This is a genomic window from Limnothrix sp. FACHB-881, from assembly GCF_014698135.1.
GTDB lineage: Bacteria > Cyanobacteriota > Cyanobacteriia > CACIAM-69d > CACIAM-69d > CACIAM-69d.
Genome location: NZ_JACJSN010000010.1, coordinates 117,670 through 132,754, shown reverse-complemented (window position 1 = coordinate 132,754; position 15,085 = coordinate 117,670). Strand labels below are relative to the sequence as shown.

The window sequence follows — 15,085 nt, the reverse complement described above, 5'->3', positions numbered from 1 at the left end:
CGAAGTTGGCAACCACGACCGTTGCGCGATCGCGCCTGTGTTTGACCTATGGCTACTGCAAATCGAAAACCTCTGTATCTGGACTTTGAAAAGCCGCTCGTGGATCTGCAAGAGCGCATTGAGCGGATCCGTCGCCTCGCGGAGGAGAACGGGGTGGATGTGAGCGATCAAATCCAGCAGTTGGAGGAGCGATCGAACCAGTTGCGCCAAGAGGTCTATGGCGGTTTGTCGGCGGTGCAGCGGTTGCAAGTGGCTCGCCATCCCCGCCGCCCCAGCACCTTGGACTACATCAACGCCATGACCGATGATTGGCTGGAGTTGCACGGCGATCGGCGCGGGGGAGATGACCCGGCGATCGTGGGCGGCGTGGCCAGTTTGGACGGAATGCCCGTGGTGATTTTGGGCCACCAAAAAGGCCGCGACACCAAAGACAATGTGGCCCGGAATTTTGGCATGGCAACCCCCGGCGGCTATCGCAAGGCCATGCGCCTGATGGAACATGCCGATCGGTTCGGAATGCCGATCATTACCTTTATTGACACGCCCGGTGCTTGGGCGGGGGTTGATGCCGAGCGGCTGGGCCAAGGCGAGGCGATCGCCTATAACCTGCGAGAAATGTTCCGGCTCAATGTGCCCATCCTTTGCACCATCATTGGCGAAGGCGGCTCCGGCGGGGCCCTGGGAATTGGCGTTGGCGACTGGCTGATGATGTTTGAGCACTCGGTCTACACTGTGGCTTCGCCGGAAGCTTGCGCCTCAATTTTGTGGCGAGATGCGGGCAAGGCGGCCCAAGCGGCCGAGGCCTTGAAGATCACGGCGCGTGATCTGAAGGATTTGGGGATTTTGGATGAAATTCTGTCGGAACCCTTGGGCGGGGCCCATTCCAACCCGCTGGAAACGGCCGAAACCCTGAAGCAGGCGATCGTGCGGGCCTTGGAACAACTCCTGAGCCTGTCACCCCAAGCCCGGCGCGATCGCCGCTATCAGAAATTCCGCAAAATTGGTCAATTCACCGAGGGGCCGATCGAATCGCTGGCGACCTCCGCTTCGTAGTCGTTGCCGTGGGCAGATCCAATTAAGCGTCTGTATCCGATCATAGAAATGAGCATCCTGTATTTTTCCCGTGGGGATCAGTCTCGCAGGGGCCTTGGAGGTATCTATGAGCGATGCGACCAGCGGCGCGATCAACCGTGCGATCGCCCCATCTATGGAGTTTTTTGATGGGGTGGTTGAAGATCCCAGCAACGTGAGCCTGCGACGGGATCCGGCCACGGGTGCAAAGATCGTGATGATGGTTTTTGAGCAACTGAACTGCATTGAGCGCTTTCGGGCCGTGACCAATCGGTTTTCCGGGAGCCTGCGCCTGCGAGACGAGGAAGGCGACATTTTGGTAGAACCTTCCAGCGTGCGGTTTATCTTCGGCGGGCCCGAAGGCGATGATTTTGAGCGGTTTGAATGCCAATTTCGGATTGAAATCCCGGAACAGTGGGATCGGTTCATGCGGTTCATGAATCGCTATGCCGATGCCAATGGAATGGGCTATGCCCCGCGCTAGGCGATCGCCATGGCCGACGATCGGGTGGGTGAATCAACGGCTAATTCACGGCTAATTCATGGGGGCTGATCGACAAATCGACAATGGATCGACAATAGGATGAGTCGATCTTTAGGCATGGATGATGCGTTCTCGGGATCTGAGTCCTTCAAAGCTACTCAGCCAAAATCACTCAGATCCGTTGTGCCCATCCATCCATTCAGATCCCGCGTTTCTACCGTTTTTCTGGCGAAGAGTCCCCCATGAAAGTTGCAATCACTGGAGCAACCGGTTTCGTTGGCCGTGCCTTGGTGCAGCGGTTGAATCAGCAAGGGGATTCCCTGGTGCTTTTCAGTCGCGATCGGGCAAGGGCGGAGCGCTGTTTTCCCCGATCGGCCTTTCCCAACCTGTCAATTGTGGGCTATGAACCCACGGCCGCTGGCGATTGGCAACAGGCGATCGCGGGGTGCGATGGGGTGGTGAACCTGGCCGGTGCGCCGATCGCGGAAGGCCGCTGGACCACGGCCCGCAAGCAGGAAATTTTGGACAGTCGCCAACTGGGAACCCGGCGGATTGTGGAGGCGATCGCGGCGGCCAATCCCAAACCCACCGTTTTGGTGAATTCCTCCGCGATCGGGTTTTATGGCCCCAGCGAAACGGCCACCTTCACCGAGGCCAGCTCGGCTGGCCAGGGCTTTTTGGCCCAGGTTTGCCAAGCTTGGGAAGCGGAAGCCCAGGCCGTCACGGCCCAGCAAACCCGGTTGGTGATTTTGCGCACGGGCATTGTGCTGGGAGATGGGGGTGCGCTGGGTAAAATGCTGCCGGTGTTTCGGGCCTTTGCGGGCGGCCCCTTGGGCACGGGTCAACAGTGGTTTTCCTGGATTCACTTGATAGATGTGGTGAATCTGATTGAGCGATCGCTCAAGGATCCCAGCTTCAGCGGGGTTTACAACGCCACCGCTCCCAAACCGGTACGGATGGGGGAACTGTGCCAGGTGCTGGGCAGTTTGCTGAATCGCCCCTCTTGGTTACCGGTGCCTGCCTTTGCGCTGGATCTATTGCTGGGGGAAGCGGCTCAGGTGGTGTTGGAAGGTCAATGTGTGCTGCCCGATCGGGCCCAACAGGCGGGCTTCCAATTTGACTATGGGGATTTGTCGGCGGCCTTACGGGCGATCGTCTAGGGCTTGTCGGGGCCGGGGGAGCCAAAACGGTGGATGCCCCCGCTGCCCGGTGGCTCCTGTTCCTTGCTGGCGCAGAGTCTCCGGTATTTGGACTTCTGGCTTTTTCAACCTTGTTTCCGGTTTTGGTTGCAGCCCTATTGCCAGCCCTATTGTCAGCATTAATATCTTTGGCATCCGTCATCTCGCCCACCCCCCTCTGCCATGTCTCCTCGCACGCTGGATCTGAGCGATCGCCTCTATGACTATTTGTTGGCCGTGTCCCTGCGGGAAGCGCCAATTTTGCAGGAACTGCGGCAGGTAACCGCTCGCCACCCCGCCGCCCAAATGCAAATTGCGCCGGAACAGGGCCAGTTCATGGCCCTGTTGGTGCAACTGATTGGGGCTGAGCGGGCGATCGAGGTGGGAACCTTCACGGGCTACAGCACCCTTTCGGTCGCCTTGGCCATGCCCGATCGGGGGCGGATTGTGGCCTGCGATGTGAGCGCCAACGACACCGCGATCGCCCAGGAATTTTGGCAGCGGGCCGGCGTTGCCCACAAAATCGATCTGCGAATTGCGCCGGCCCTCGAGACGCTCGATCAATTGCTGGCGGACGGTCAGGCAGATTGCTTCGATTTCGCCTTCATTGACGCGGACAAGAAAAATTACCCCAATTATCTCGATCGCTGCCTGGCCCTGGTGCGACCCGGTGGCCTGATCGCCATTGACAATGTGCTGTGGGCCGGGCGCGTGGTCGATCCCAACAACCAGGAAAACAACACGGAAGCGATTCGCGAATTCAACGCTCGGTTGCACCAAGACCCTCGGGTGGATCTAAGCCTCGTCCCGATCGGGGATGGGATGACCCTCGCTCGCCGCCGTCCCTGCCCAAATCTGGCAAGCTAGACATGGGCCGCCCCTTGGAGGGGTTAATCAACAGCCCAACTCGATAGATCCTGTCCATTGCTTCATGACCGCTTGGTTGCCTTTGCCATGACCCTGCCCCTATCCCTCCCGATCGCCCTTGGCCTGTTCGTTGGTTTGCCCCTTTTGGGTCTGGCGTTGTATTTGTGGTCTCCTCGGAAGTACCAGTCCGCCAACTCCGTCGCCAACGCCTATGACGAGTGGACCACAGACGGCATTTTGGAATTCTATTGGGGTGAGCATATCCACTTGGGTCACTATGGCTCTCCCCCACGCCGCAAGGACTTTTTGGCGGCCAAAGCGGATTTTGTCCATGAAATGGTGCGTTGGGGCCAGCTCGATCGCCTGCCAGCCGGCACAACCCTGCTGGATGTGGGCTGTGGCATTGGCGGCAGCAGTCGCATTCTGGCCAAGGACTATGGTTTCCAGGTCACAGGCATTACGATCAGTCCCCAGCAGGTGGCCCGGGCCCAATCCTTGACCCCGCCGGATGTGACAGCGCAATTCGCAGTGGATGATGCCATGGCCCTGTCATTCCCCGATGCCAGCTTTGATGTGGTTTGGTCGATCGAAGCGGGGCCCCACATGCCCGACAAGGCCGTTTTCGCCAAGGAACTGCTGCGAGTACTCAAACCCGGCGGAATTCTGGTGGTGGCTGACTGGAACCAGCGGGACGATCGACAAGTGCCCCTCAACGGCTGGGAGCGCCCCGTCATGAAACAACTGCTGGAGCAATGGGCCCACCCGGCCTTCGCCAGCATTGAAGGCTTTGCCGAAGACCTGGCCGCCACGGGTCTCACGGATGGCGATGTGATGACGGCTGATTGGACTCCTGAAACCTTGCCCTCTTGGCTTGACTCCATCTGGCAAGGGGTAGCCAGACCCGCCGGCCTGATCAAGTTTGGCATTCCGGGCCTGGTGAAGTCTTTGCGGGAAGTGCCCACCTTGCTGCTGATGCGTTTGGCCTTTGGGGCCGGGCTTTGTCGGTTTGGCATGTTCCGAGCAGTGCGGGCGGCGGCTCCGGTTTCGGCTCAACCGGCCACGACTGCCACCGCTCGTTGAGGCAAAAGGCTCGCCCAAGTTGATCACTCAAATCGATCGCCCCAATCGATCGCCCAATCTGACGTTCCTCGCAAGTCATGCTTTTTCCCAATTCTGTGCCGAGTCCCGCCGGGTGGCAACTGTTTCGCTGGCTGTTTGATCCGCTAACTTTTCTGGATCAATGCACCGATCGATGGGGGTCAACGTTTTCCCTGGGACTGGTCACCGGGTTGCGCATGACCCTTGTGGCGGATCCAGAGGCGATCGCGGATGTGTTTTCTCTGGATCCCAACCAGATCGAAAGCGGTTCCATGAATTATCTGCTGGAGCCGCTGGTGGGTCTCAATTCCCTGCTGTTGTTGGATGGTAATCCCCACCGTCGCCATCGCAAGTTGCTGTTGCCGCCGTTCCATGGCGAACGCATGACAGCCTATGGGCGGTTGATTTGTGACTTAACCCGCCAACAGGCGGCGGATTGGGGATCGCAAAAGGTCATTGCTGGGCGCAAGGTAACCCAAGTCATTACGCTGAAAACCATCCTGAAAGCGGTGTTTGGGCTGGTGGATGGCGATCGCTATGGCCAAATCCAAGTTTTGGCAGCCAAAATTCTAGACCTGCTGGGATCGCCCTTCACCTCTAGCCTGTTGTTTTTGCCGTCCTTGCAGCGGGATTGGGGGCCATGGAGTCCTTGGGGCTATTTTCTGAAGTTGCGGAATCAGCTTGATGTCTTGCTCTATGGGGAAATTGCCGATCGCCGCGCTGAGCAAGTCCAAGCTCAACAGGACGCTGCTCAACCGAACCCAGCCACCAATCGGGGGCCGAGCGATCGCACCGATATTTTGAGCTTGTTGTTGGCGGCTCGCGATGAAGCGGGCCAGCCCATGAGCGACGAGGAAATTCGCGACGAATTAATGACCCTGCTGCTGGCCGGCCATGAAACCACCGCCACGTCCTTGGCTTGGGCCCTGTGGTGGGTGACGCAGTTTCCGGCCATGGGCGATCGAATCCGGGCGGAAATTGCCGAACTGGGGCCGGATCCGGAACCGATGGCGATCGCCAAACTGCCCTACCTGAACGCTTTTTGCCAGGAAACCTTGCGCCTGTATCCCGTGGCCCTGATTGGCAGTCCGCGCCGCTTGCTGAAGCCCACAACGATCGGGCGCTATGACTATCCCGCCGGGGCCATTGTCTCGCCCAACATTTACAGCGCTCACCGTCGGCCGGATTTGTATCCCAACCCAACCCAGTTCCAACCCGAACGATTTTTGGAGCGATCGTTCAGCAATTCAGAATTTTTGACCTTTGGCGGCGGCAACCGAAGCTGCATTGGCATGGCCTTTGCCCAGTTTGAAATGAAGCTGGTGTTGGCAACGCTGCTGATGGACTGGTCGGTGGCCTATGCCGGGGTGTTGCCTCCCCGCCCGGCCCGCCGAGGGGTGACTGTGGGGCCCGATGGGCCGCTGCGATTGCGGATGACCCGGCGCGATCGGGTGGCCCCTGCCCCAGTGCCCAAGCCCCAAACGGTGGCCTAGGGCTGATCAATCGGGCGGTGAATTATGGGGCCGCGATCAAGTCGGCCCAAGCAAACCGGCCCAAGCCAGCCAGGCCGTGCCATAGGCCGCCTCCGTCTGCTTTGCCGATCGCACGGGGCAACCCAAATGGCGCGATCGAATGGCCGTCCATACATCATTTTTTGCCCCACCGCCGGCCGTCTGCACCGATTGCAGCGGGCTGGCTCCCAATTGCTGAAGTAACTGATAGCCTTGGGCCTCAATCCGGGCTAGGCCTTCCAAAATGCCTTGCAAAAAGGCGGCGGGATCCGCCGGTCGGGGCGTGAGGCGCGGTGGCAAATGGGGATCACAAATGGGGAAGCGATCGCCCGGTTCCAGCAGGGGGTAATAGTCGAGAGGACTGAGCTGCTGGGGATCAATTTGGGCAGTGAGCCGTTGTAACTCTTGGTCAGAAAAAAAGTGCCGCAACACCCGGCCGCCGGCATTGGAAGCCCCACCCACCAACCAGCGATCGACCGAGGGGGGACTAGCGGTCGTGTTGCCACTCCCAGGGGCCAAGGGGGCCATTGCCAAGCGGGCCATTAACGATCGCCCCAGAAAGTGGCTATAGACCCCATGGGCGCGATCGGCCACGGGCTGCTCGCTCAGTAATTTAATCGCTAGGGTAGACCCCAAGGACGTGACCGCTTGGCCGGGTTCCTGGACTCCGCTGGCCAAAAATGCCGCAATGCTATCGGTAGTGCCGGTGCAAATTTGGCAATCGATCGGGAAATCCCAGCGATCGACCCACAGGGGCAAAATGGTTCCGATCGCCTGGCCCGGTTGTGCAATCTTGGGCAGCGATGGCCCAATATCCAAACGGCGCAACCATTGGGGATAGATTTGGCGGATGGGGTCGCCCCCCAACTTCAGCGCGTTGTGATAGTCCGTGATGCCAAATTGACCGTGCAGTTGGGCCCCGAGCCAATCCGCTTGATGGAGCAATTGGGGCGGATCCACCGTGGGCCACTGACCGCCATATTCTGTGGCCCGCCACCACAGCAGCTTGGCTAGGCTGGAGGTGGCGCTGTGGGTGACGTGATCTGCCGGGGCGATCGCGGCAATTTGGGGCAAAACGGATTGGCCCCGATCGTCATCGTAAGCAAGAGGAGCGGTCAGGGGATGACCCTGGCGATCGCACAGCAGCACGGTTCCCGAAGTGCCATTGATGGCGATCGCCCCCGTTTGTTGCCGCACCGATCGGGGCAAATCCGCCAGCAGCGCCGTCAATTGCGCCAGCCAATCGGCTGCACTCCCCGATTCCGTCCCCGATGTGCGCACCTGTGCCTGGGCCACTACGGCTCCCTGTCGATCGATCACCATGGCTCGGGCCCCGGAGGTTCCAAAGTCAATGCCCATGGCCAACTGATTGCCCCATCGTTGATCGCGGCCCCAATCCATACTCGTGGCTCCTAGTGGGTTAATCAACGGTTAACTGCTAGTGCGTTAAGTTGAAGCTTGATTGCTGCCTTTGCCCAATTTTGCTCCTATGCCTCAGCCGATCGCGCCTTCTGCCACCTCGCCCCAGGAATTGGTGAAAACCCAGCACGACTTTTTTAAGTTGGGCTACACCCGCGATGTGGATTATCGGCTGCGGCGGCTTCAAGATCTGCGTCGGGCCATTGAAGAACAACAGGATCAGCTCCTGCGGGCCTTGCAGGTGGATTTGGGCAAACCTCCCTTTGAAGCGGTGCTGGCGGAGTTGGAATTTTGCCTGCTGGAAATTGACCACGCCCTCAAACATCTGCGGAGTTGGACCAAGCCTCGATCGGTCGGGTTGCCCTTCACCCTCTGGCCCGGTCGAGCCAAGGTGCAGCGGGAGCCGTTGGGCGTGGTGTTGATCATGGGGGCCTGGAACTATCCGGTGCAGTTGACCCTGGGGCCGCTGGTGGGGGCGATCGCAGCGGGCAACTGCGCAGTGATTAAGCCCTCAGAGGTTGCCCCCCAAAGCTCCCGGGCGATCGCGGATTTAATTCGCCGGGCCTTTGACCCGATGTATGTGGCGGTGGCGGAAGGGGGAATTCAGGTCAGCCAAGCCCTGTTGGAAGAACCCTTCGATCATATTTTTTATACGGGTGGCCCCACGGTGGCCAAGGTGGTGATGGCCTACGCAGCCCAGCGACTCACACCGGTCACCCTGGAACTGGGGGGCAAAAATCCTTGCATTCTCGATCGCTCGGCCGACTTCCCGATCGCGGCCCGGCGAATCGTTTGGGGCAAATTTTTCAACGCAGGACAAAGCTGCTTGGCTCCTGACTATGTGTTAGTGCCGCGCGATCGGGAAGCGGAGTTTCTGGCGCTGGCCCAAGAGGCCATTACCGACTTCTTTGGCCCCACCCCCAGCCTCAGCCCGGATTTTGCCCGTATTGCCAATGACTATCACCTAGAACGGCTGTTGCGGTTGATTCCCGGTTCGGGCCAGGTGGTGATCGGCGGAGATGCGGATCCGAGGCAACGCTACTTGGCCCCAACCCTGTTGGCGGCGGTGCAGTGGAGCGATCCCGTGATGCAAGAGGAGATTTTTGGGCCCATTTTGCCGGTGTTGGCCTATGACCACCTGGACGGGGCGATCGCCCAAATCAACGCCCGGCCCCATCCCTTGGCTTGCTATGTGTTTGCCAACGATCGCACCATTAGCCGGGCGATCGGCCGGGAAACCACCTCGGGATCCCTTTGTGTGAATGATCTGTTGGTGCAAGCCACCGTGCCCGATTTGCCCTTCGGTGGCGTGGGAGCCAGCGGCATGGGGCGCTATCACGGCCGGGCTGGGTTTGAGCTATTTTCCTATCAGCGCAGCCACCTGTGGCGATCGGCCAAGCCGGAATTTCCGATGCGCTATCCGCCCTACGACGACAACAAATTATCCTGGCTGTCGCGATTGCGGTCTTAACTGTTCCTTAAGCCCAAAGAAACCCTAGGGGACGATCGTGATCGTGATCACCCCCTGTAGAATAGGAGGCTGCAAGTTAGCCCAACCCGCTCCTAAATCACCCAATCGCAGATCCTCAGTGATTTGTCGCGATTTTGGCTGGCAACTTTGGGCCAACCCCTCGCTTCGTCAACCCGCAGCGAACTAGACCTTTCCTATCTGCCAACCGCACACTCGCCCCATGCCGAAGGTACTTGTCTCCGACCCGATCGACAAAGCCGGCCTCGACATTCTGTCGCAAGTGGCCCAAGTCGATGTCCGCACCGGCCTGCCCGAAGATGAGCTGGTGCAAATCATCGGTGAATATGACGCGCTCATGATTCGATCGGGTACTCGTGTCACTGCCCGTGTGATCGAAGCCGGCCAAAGCTTGAAAATTGTTGGCCGCGCTGGGGTCGGAGTCGATAACGTGGATGTGCCCGCCGCCACCCGCCAAGGGGTTGTGGTTGTGAACTCGCCGGAAGGCAACACGATCGCCGCCGCCGAGCACGCCCTGGCCATGATGCTGTCCATGTCGCGCTACATTCCCGCCGCCAACGAATCCACCAAGGCCGGCAACTGGGATCGCAAGAACTTCACGGGCGTGGAAGTTTACAAAAAGACGCTCGGGGTTTTGGGCTTGGGCAAAATTGGTTCCCATGTGGCCTCCTGTGCCAAGGCCATGGGCATGAAGCTGCTGGCCTATGACCCCTTCATTTCCAAGGAACGCGCCGAGCAGTTGGGTTGTCGCTTGGTGGATTTGGACTTGCTGTTCCGTGAGTCGGATTTCATCACCCTGCACATGCCGAAAACACCGGAAACGGCCAACCTGATTAATGCTGAAGCCCTGGCGAAGATGAAGCCCACGGTGCGGATCGTTAACTGCGCCCGGGGCGGCATCATCGACGAGCAAGCGCTCTACGAAGCCCTGAAGGAAAATCGGATTGGCGGCGCGGCCCTTGATGTGTTTTTGGATGAGCCGCTGGGAGATTCGCCCCTCAAGGGCTTGGGCAAGGAAGTGGTGCTGACTCCGCACTTGGGTGCTTCCACCGAAGAGGCCCAGGTGAACGTGGCGATCGACGTGGCGGAGCAAATCCGCGATGTGCTGTTGGGGCTGCCAGCGCGATCGGCCGTGAACATTCCGGGTCTTTATCCCGATGTGATGGAGCAACTGCGGCCCTACCTGAAGTTGGCGGAAACCCTGGGCACTTTGGTGAGCCAACTGGCTGGCGGTCGGGTGGAATCCCTGACGGTGCGCCTGCAAGGGGAATTGGCGGAAAAAGACAGCAAACCCATCACGATCGCAGCCCTGAAAGGTTTGTTGTCCCAGGCTTTGCGGGAACGGGTGAACTACGTCAACGCCAGCATTGAAGCCAAGGAGCGGGGCATCCGGGTGATTGAAACCCGCGATTCTTCCGTTCGGGACTACACCGGCTCGCTGCACCTGTCGGCGGTGGGTTCGTTAGGCGAGCATTCGGCCACGGCCACCCTGCTGAGTGACGGGGAAATTCACATCACCGGAATTGATGATTTTCCGATTAACGTCACCCCCACCCGCTACATGCTGCTGACCAAGCACCGGGATATGCCGGGGATCATTGGGAAAATTGGTTCGCTGCTGGGGAGCTTCAATGTGAACATCGCCAGTATGCAGGTGGGCCGCAAGATTGTGCGCGGCGATGCGGTGATGGTGTTGAGCATTGATGATCTGCTGCCCGATGGCCTGCTCGAAGAGATTGTGAAGGTTCCGGGCATCCGCGATGCCTTCACGGTGGTGCTTTAGCGATCGCTCAGATTAGGGTTCAGATTAGGGTTGGGAAACCCAACCCCTACGGCGGTGGCAATGACGACGGATCCTAGGCTTCTTTGCTGAAAAACTATCCGGAGCTAATGATTGGAGGGCTGAAAACCACTCCATGTAGATGCACCCCGATTGAAACCTCGATTGCTGGCTGGCCCAGCTCGAGGTTTTTTCTTGCGCAAAAATCGGCTGATCACAAAAATCGGCTGATAAGTAGATCGATGGGCTAACCCATGAGTCAGCCTATGAGCAAAATTAATGGTCACTCCCTGACAAAAAAACTAGGCGATCGGGCCTGACCCTGCTACCATACGGCCTAAGTTTTGTTACAAAGACAACAGTTTGCTGGTCGCATCTTTATTGATGCTGCTCACCGAGTCTGGCTGAGTCTAGCTGGATAAAACCTAAAAGGGGTCGGCAATTGGTCGGAGCAACGGCAAAACCGGATAACCGATTAAGCGCGATCCATAACGTTTGCAAGCTGTCCTATACCCATTTGGCTTCGATCGCCCGATCGATCCCAATCATTTCACTGTGGTATGAGCCTCAAGCCGGAACCACTACCGAAGGGAGTTTCACGCTCAAGGCTTTTACGCTTTCGTGCATTGGTCTAAGATTCCCTTCAGTTTGAAGCTCAACCAGTTCAACCACGTTAACGACCAGCAAACCTGAAACCGGGAGGCAAACGTGCTGCGTTTGGAACGCATCCAAAAAATTTACCCAACGGGCCAAGTCCTGCGGGATGTGAGCTGGGAGGTCAAGCCCGGCGATCGGGTTGGGTTGGTTGGTGTGAATGGGGCAGGTAAATCCACCCAACTCAAAATCATCATGGGTGAGATTGAGCCAACGGCCGGGCAAATTATTCGCCCGGCTGATTTGCGCATTGGTTATCTCAACCAAGAGTTTGATGTGGATCCTTGCCGCACGGTGCGCGAAGAACTGTTCTCGGCTTTCACGGAAGCTTGCGAGGTGCAGGATCAAATGCACCAGGTGCAAAACGAGATGGGCGCGGCAGATCCCGATCGCCTAGAAGCCTTGCTGCGCGATCTCGACCACCTACAACGCCGGTTTGAAGCCCTGGATGGCTATGGGCTAGAAGCCCGGGTCGATCGCCTGTTGCCGGAGTTGGGGTTTGAGCCGGACGATGGCGATCGGCTGGTCAGCTCCTTCAGTGGCGGCTGGCAAATGCGGATCTGCTTGGGCAAGGTGATGCTGCAAGAGCCGGATCTGTTGCTGTTGGACGAACCGACCAACCACTTGGATCTCGAGTCGATCGAGTGGTTAGAAGGCTACCTGAAGCAACTGGGCAAGCCGCTGGTGTTGATTTCCCACGACCGAGAATTTCTCGATCGGCTCTGCACCACAATTGTGGAAACCGAGCGCGGTGTGTCCACCACCTACTTGGGTAACTATTCCCAATACCTGGCCCAAAAAGAAGAAAATCGCAGCGCCCTCCAGGCGGCCTACGATCGCCAGCAAAAGGAACTAGACAAGCAACAGGCCTTTGTCGATCGGTTCCGGGCCAGCGCCACCCGCAGCACCCAAGCCAAGAGCCGCGAAAAACAACTGGAAAAAGTGGAGCGCCTCGAAGCTCCTGTGGCTGATGTGCGCACCCTGCGATTTCGGTTTCCGCCCGCCCCGCGCAGCGGTCGCGAGGTGGTCAAAATTGAAGACCTGACCCACGCTTGGGCCGATAAGATCCTGTTCCTGGGTGCGAACTTGACCGTGGAACGGGGCGATCGAATCGCCTTCCTCGGGCCCAATGGTTGCGGTAAATCCACCCTGTTGCGCATGATCATGGGTCGGGAAGCCCCCACCGAGGGAACCGCCCAAATTGGTCAACACAACGTGATCCCCGGGTATTTTGAGCAAAACCAAGCCGAAGCCCTGGATTTACACAAAACCGTCATTGACACCCTGCGGGACGAAGCCCCAGACTGGAAAGAGGAAGAGGTGCGCAGCCTCTTGGGCCGTTTCCTGTTCAGTGGCGAAGCGGTTCTCAAGAAAGTTGAATCCTTGAGTGGGGGCGAAAAGGCGCGTTTAGCCCTCGCCAAAATGCTCGTTCAGCCCGTTAATCTGCTGATTTTGGACGAGCCAACCAACCACTTGGACATTCCTGCAAAAGAAACCCTCGAATCAGCCCTGACGCAATTCGATGGCACTGCCTTGATCGTGTCGCACGATCGATACTTTATTTCGCAAGTTGCCAACAAAATTGTGGAAGTTCGTGAAGGCGAACTGCGCGTTTATCAGGGCAACTATCGCTACTATCTCGACAAGATTGCCGAGGAACAAGAGCAAGCAAAGTTGGCAGCCATTGCCCAAGAGAAGGCGGACAAAGCGGCCGCCAAGCGCGAGAAAGAGCGCGAAAAGCAACGGGCCAAGCAGGACGCGAAAAAAGCAAACACCGGTTTGTAAATACCTTGTAACGTCTGGGATGCGCCACAAACCATCCCAGGCTTATAGGTTAAATCTCGGTGCTATTATGGCGGGAAAATTAAGCAAATATGAAGAGCAATCAGAGTATGGTGGAGTCAACTGTCTCCCCTGTCGTGCTGATCATTCTTGACGGCTGGGGCTACCGCGAAGATCGCAACGGTAATGCGATTGCCGAAGCGAAAACCCCGATCGTTGATAGCCTTTGGGCAGCCTATCCCCACACACTGATCCGCACATCAGGTAAGGCGGTTGGACTGCCCGAGGGGCAAATGGGTAACTCTGAAGTGGGCCACCTGAACATTGGTGCGGGTCGGATTGTGCCCCAAGAGTTGGTTCGCATTTCCGATGCCGTTGAAGACGATTCAATTTTGAGCAATCCTGCCCTGGTCGCCACCTGTCAGCAGGTTAAAGCCAGTGGCGGCAAGCTCCATCTGATTGGCCTTTGTTCCGATGGGGGTGTGCATTCTCATTTGGATCATGTGGCCGGGTTGCTGAAACTGGCAACGCAACAGGGAATCACGGAAGTCTGTATTCACGCCATCACCGATGGTCGCGACACCCAGCCCAACAGTGGCATTGAGTTTCTGACTCGCCTGCAAGGGCTGATTGATGACGCGGGGGTGGGTCAAATCACGACGGTTTCCGGGCGCTACTACGCGATGGATCGCGATCGCCGCTGGGATCGGGTGCAAAAGGCCTACCAGGTGATGGCCACGGAGGGTGAAGTGGATGGGCGATCGCCCGTGCAGATCCTTCAGGACTCCTACGCGGAAAAGGTTTTTGATGAGTTCATTCTGCCGGTGCGGGTGGCTCCGGGGGCCGTGGCGGCCCAAGACGGCGTAATTTTCTTCAATTTCCGTCCCGATCGGGCGCGGCAGCTCACCCAAGCGTTCATGGATCCTCAGTTTGATGGGTTTGAGCGCGAACTGGTGCAACCGATCCATTTCGTCACCTTCACCCAATATGATCCCGAGCTACCCGTGGCCGTGGCCTTCGCGCCGCAGGATCTGAAAAACATTTTGGGTGAGGTGTTGGCGAATCATCGCCTCCGCCAGTTTCGAGCTGCCGAAACGGAAAAATATGCCCATGTTACCTACTTCTTCAATGGTGGTTTGGAAGACCCCTTTGAAGGGGAAGATCGGGTGCTGATCCCGAGTCCGATGGTGCCAACTTACGATCGCGCGCCGGCCATGTCTGCGGACGCGGTGACCGATGCGGTGGTTTCCGCCATTCAAAAGGAGGTCTACTCCTTGGTGGTGGTGAACTATGCCAATCCGGACATGGTGGGCCATACTGGACAGATGGAAGCGGCCATTCAGGCCATTGAAACGGTCGATCGCTGTTTGGGCCGGGTGTTGACGGCGGTCTCCAAGGTGGGCGGCACGGTGCTGATCACCGCTGACCACGGAAATGCGGAATACATGTTCGATGAGGCGGGTAATCCCTGGACAGCCCACACCACCAACCGTGTCCCATTCATCGTGGTGGAAGGGGAGCGCCGCAAGGTGGTCGGCCATGGCTGCGATGTTCAGTTGCGGGATGATGGTTGCTTGGCGGATATTGCGCCGACGATTCTGCAATTGCTGAATTTGCCCCAGCCCTCTGAAATGACGGGCAAGTCGATCGTGGCTCCGGCGGCCTATGAAGCCAAGTTGAATCGCACGCCGGTCACGGTAGGCGTTTAGACCAACGGGGGCCGCTGGGGGTCTCCATCCGGCTGTAAAATGT

11 protein-coding genes are annotated in these 15,085 nt (G+C 58.2%); 10 read left to right on the top strand and 1 reads right to left on the bottom strand.

Annotated elements, in window-relative coordinates; all coding sequences use genetic code 11:
- The first annotated feature begins 48 nt into the window (after positions 1–48).
- From H6G52_RS11370 to H6G52_RS11345, 6 genes are all read left to right on the top strand, one after another.
- Positions 49–1,053: an acetyl-CoA carboxylase carboxyltransferase subunit alpha gene (locus tag H6G52_RS11370; protein WP_190528362.1), complete on the top strand. Its 1,005-nt coding sequence runs from the start codon at positions 49–51 to the stop codon at positions 1,051–1,053.
- Between the two features lie 70 nt (positions 1,054–1,123).
- Positions 1,124–1,555: a photosystem II reaction center protein Psb28 gene (gene psb28 / locus H6G52_RS11365; RefSeq protein WP_370567696.1), complete on the top strand. Its 432-nt coding sequence runs from the start codon at positions 1,124–1,126 to the stop codon at positions 1,553–1,555.
- 242 nt (positions 1,556–1,797) lie between these two features.
- On the top strand, positions 1,798–2,715 hold the full coding sequence (locus H6G52_RS11360) for a TIGR01777 family oxidoreductase (RefSeq protein WP_190528360.1): 918 nt from the start codon (positions 1,798–1,800) through the stop codon (positions 2,713–2,715).
- 201 nt (positions 2,716–2,916) lie between these two features.
- Positions 2,917–3,600 (top strand): class I SAM-dependent methyltransferase, encoded by a 684-nt coding sequence (locus tag H6G52_RS11355; RefSeq protein ID WP_099534990.1) that lies wholly within the window; start codon positions 2,917–2,919, stop codon positions 3,598–3,600.
- 87 nt (positions 3,601–3,687) lie between these two features.
- Complete coding sequence (locus H6G52_RS11350) at positions 3,688–4,680, top strand: methyltransferase domain-containing protein (protein WP_190528358.1); 993 nt, start codon at positions 3,688–3,690, stop codon at positions 4,678–4,680.
- 77 nt (positions 4,681–4,757) lie between these two features.
- On the top strand, positions 4,758–6,191 hold the full coding sequence (locus H6G52_RS11345) for a cytochrome P450 (RefSeq protein WP_190528356.1): 1,434 nt from the start codon (positions 4,758–4,760) through the stop codon (positions 6,189–6,191).
- A 36-nt stretch (positions 6,192–6,227) separates the two neighbouring features.
- On the opposite strand, the gene H6G52_RS11340 is transcribed toward H6G52_RS11345, so the two are convergent.
- The gene (locus H6G52_RS11340) at positions 6,228–7,610 is read right to left on the bottom strand and encodes an FGGY-family carbohydrate kinase (protein WP_190528354.1); all 1,383 of its coding nucleotides are present in this window, start codon (positions 7,608–7,610) and stop codon (positions 6,228–6,230) included.
- An 88-nt stretch (positions 7,611–7,698) separates the two neighbouring features.
- Here H6G52_RS11340 and H6G52_RS11335 point away from each other — a divergent pair, with 88 nt between their 5' ends.
- The 4 genes from H6G52_RS11335 to gpmI all read left to right on the top strand — a co-directional run bounded on the left by H6G52_RS11335 (position 7,699) and on the right by gpmI (position 15,042).
- Positions 7,699–9,099 (top strand): aldehyde dehydrogenase family protein, encoded by a 1,401-nt coding sequence (locus H6G52_RS11335; RefSeq protein ID WP_190528352.1) that lies wholly within the window; start codon positions 7,699–7,701, stop codon positions 9,097–9,099.
- A gap of 220 nt (positions 9,100–9,319) precedes the next feature.
- Entirely contained in the window at positions 9,320–10,900 is a 1,581-nt protein-coding gene (gene serA, locus H6G52_RS11330) for a phosphoglycerate dehydrogenase (protein ID WP_099534988.1), read from the top strand.
- Between the two features lie 705 nt (positions 10,901–11,605).
- A complete protein-coding gene (locus H6G52_RS11325; RefSeq protein WP_099534987.1) occupies positions 11,606–13,336 on the top strand; it encodes an ATP-binding cassette domain-containing protein in 1,731 nt (576 codons plus the stop codon).
- Positions 13,337–13,443: 107 nt separating this feature from the next.
- Complete coding sequence (gpmI, locus tag H6G52_RS11320) at positions 13,444–15,042, top strand: 2,3-bisphosphoglycerate-independent phosphoglycerate mutase (RefSeq protein ID WP_099534986.1); 1,599 nt, start codon at positions 13,444–13,446, stop codon at positions 15,040–15,042.
- Positions 15,043–15,085 lie beyond the last annotated feature (43 nt).

Bases quoted from the DNA above. Each gene is read 5' to 3' on its own strand.
- H6G52_RS11370 (WP_190528362.1), top strand. From the start codon at position 49: ATGGCTACTGCAAATCGAAAACCTCTGTATCTGGACTTTGAAAAGCCG.
- H6G52_RS11360 (WP_190528360.1), top strand. From the start codon at position 1,798: ATGAAAGTTGCAATCACTGGAGCAACCGGTTTCGTTGGCCGTGCCTTG.
- H6G52_RS11355 (WP_099534990.1), top strand. From the start codon at position 2,917: ATGTCTCCTCGCACGCTGGATCTGAGCGATCGCCTCTATGACTATTTG.
- H6G52_RS11350 (WP_190528358.1), top strand. From the start codon at position 3,688: ATGACCCTGCCCCTATCCCTCCCGATCGCCCTTGGCCTGTTCGTTGGT.
- H6G52_RS11345 (WP_190528356.1), top strand. From the start codon at position 4,758: ATGCTTTTTCCCAATTCTGTGCCGAGTCCCGCCGGGTGGCAACTGTTT.
- H6G52_RS11340 (WP_190528354.1), bottom strand. From the start codon at position 7,610: ATGGATTGGGGCCGCGATCAACGATGGGGCAATCAGTTGGCCATGGGC.
- H6G52_RS11335 (WP_190528352.1), top strand. From the start codon at position 7,699: ATGCCTCAGCCGATCGCGCCTTCTGCCACCTCGCCCCAGGAATTGGTG.
- serA (WP_099534988.1), top strand. From the start codon at position 9,320: ATGCCGAAGGTACTTGTCTCCGACCCGATCGACAAAGCCGGCCTCGAC.
- gpmI (WP_099534986.1), top strand. From the start codon at position 13,444: ATGGTGGAGTCAACTGTCTCCCCTGTCGTGCTGATCATTCTTGACGGC.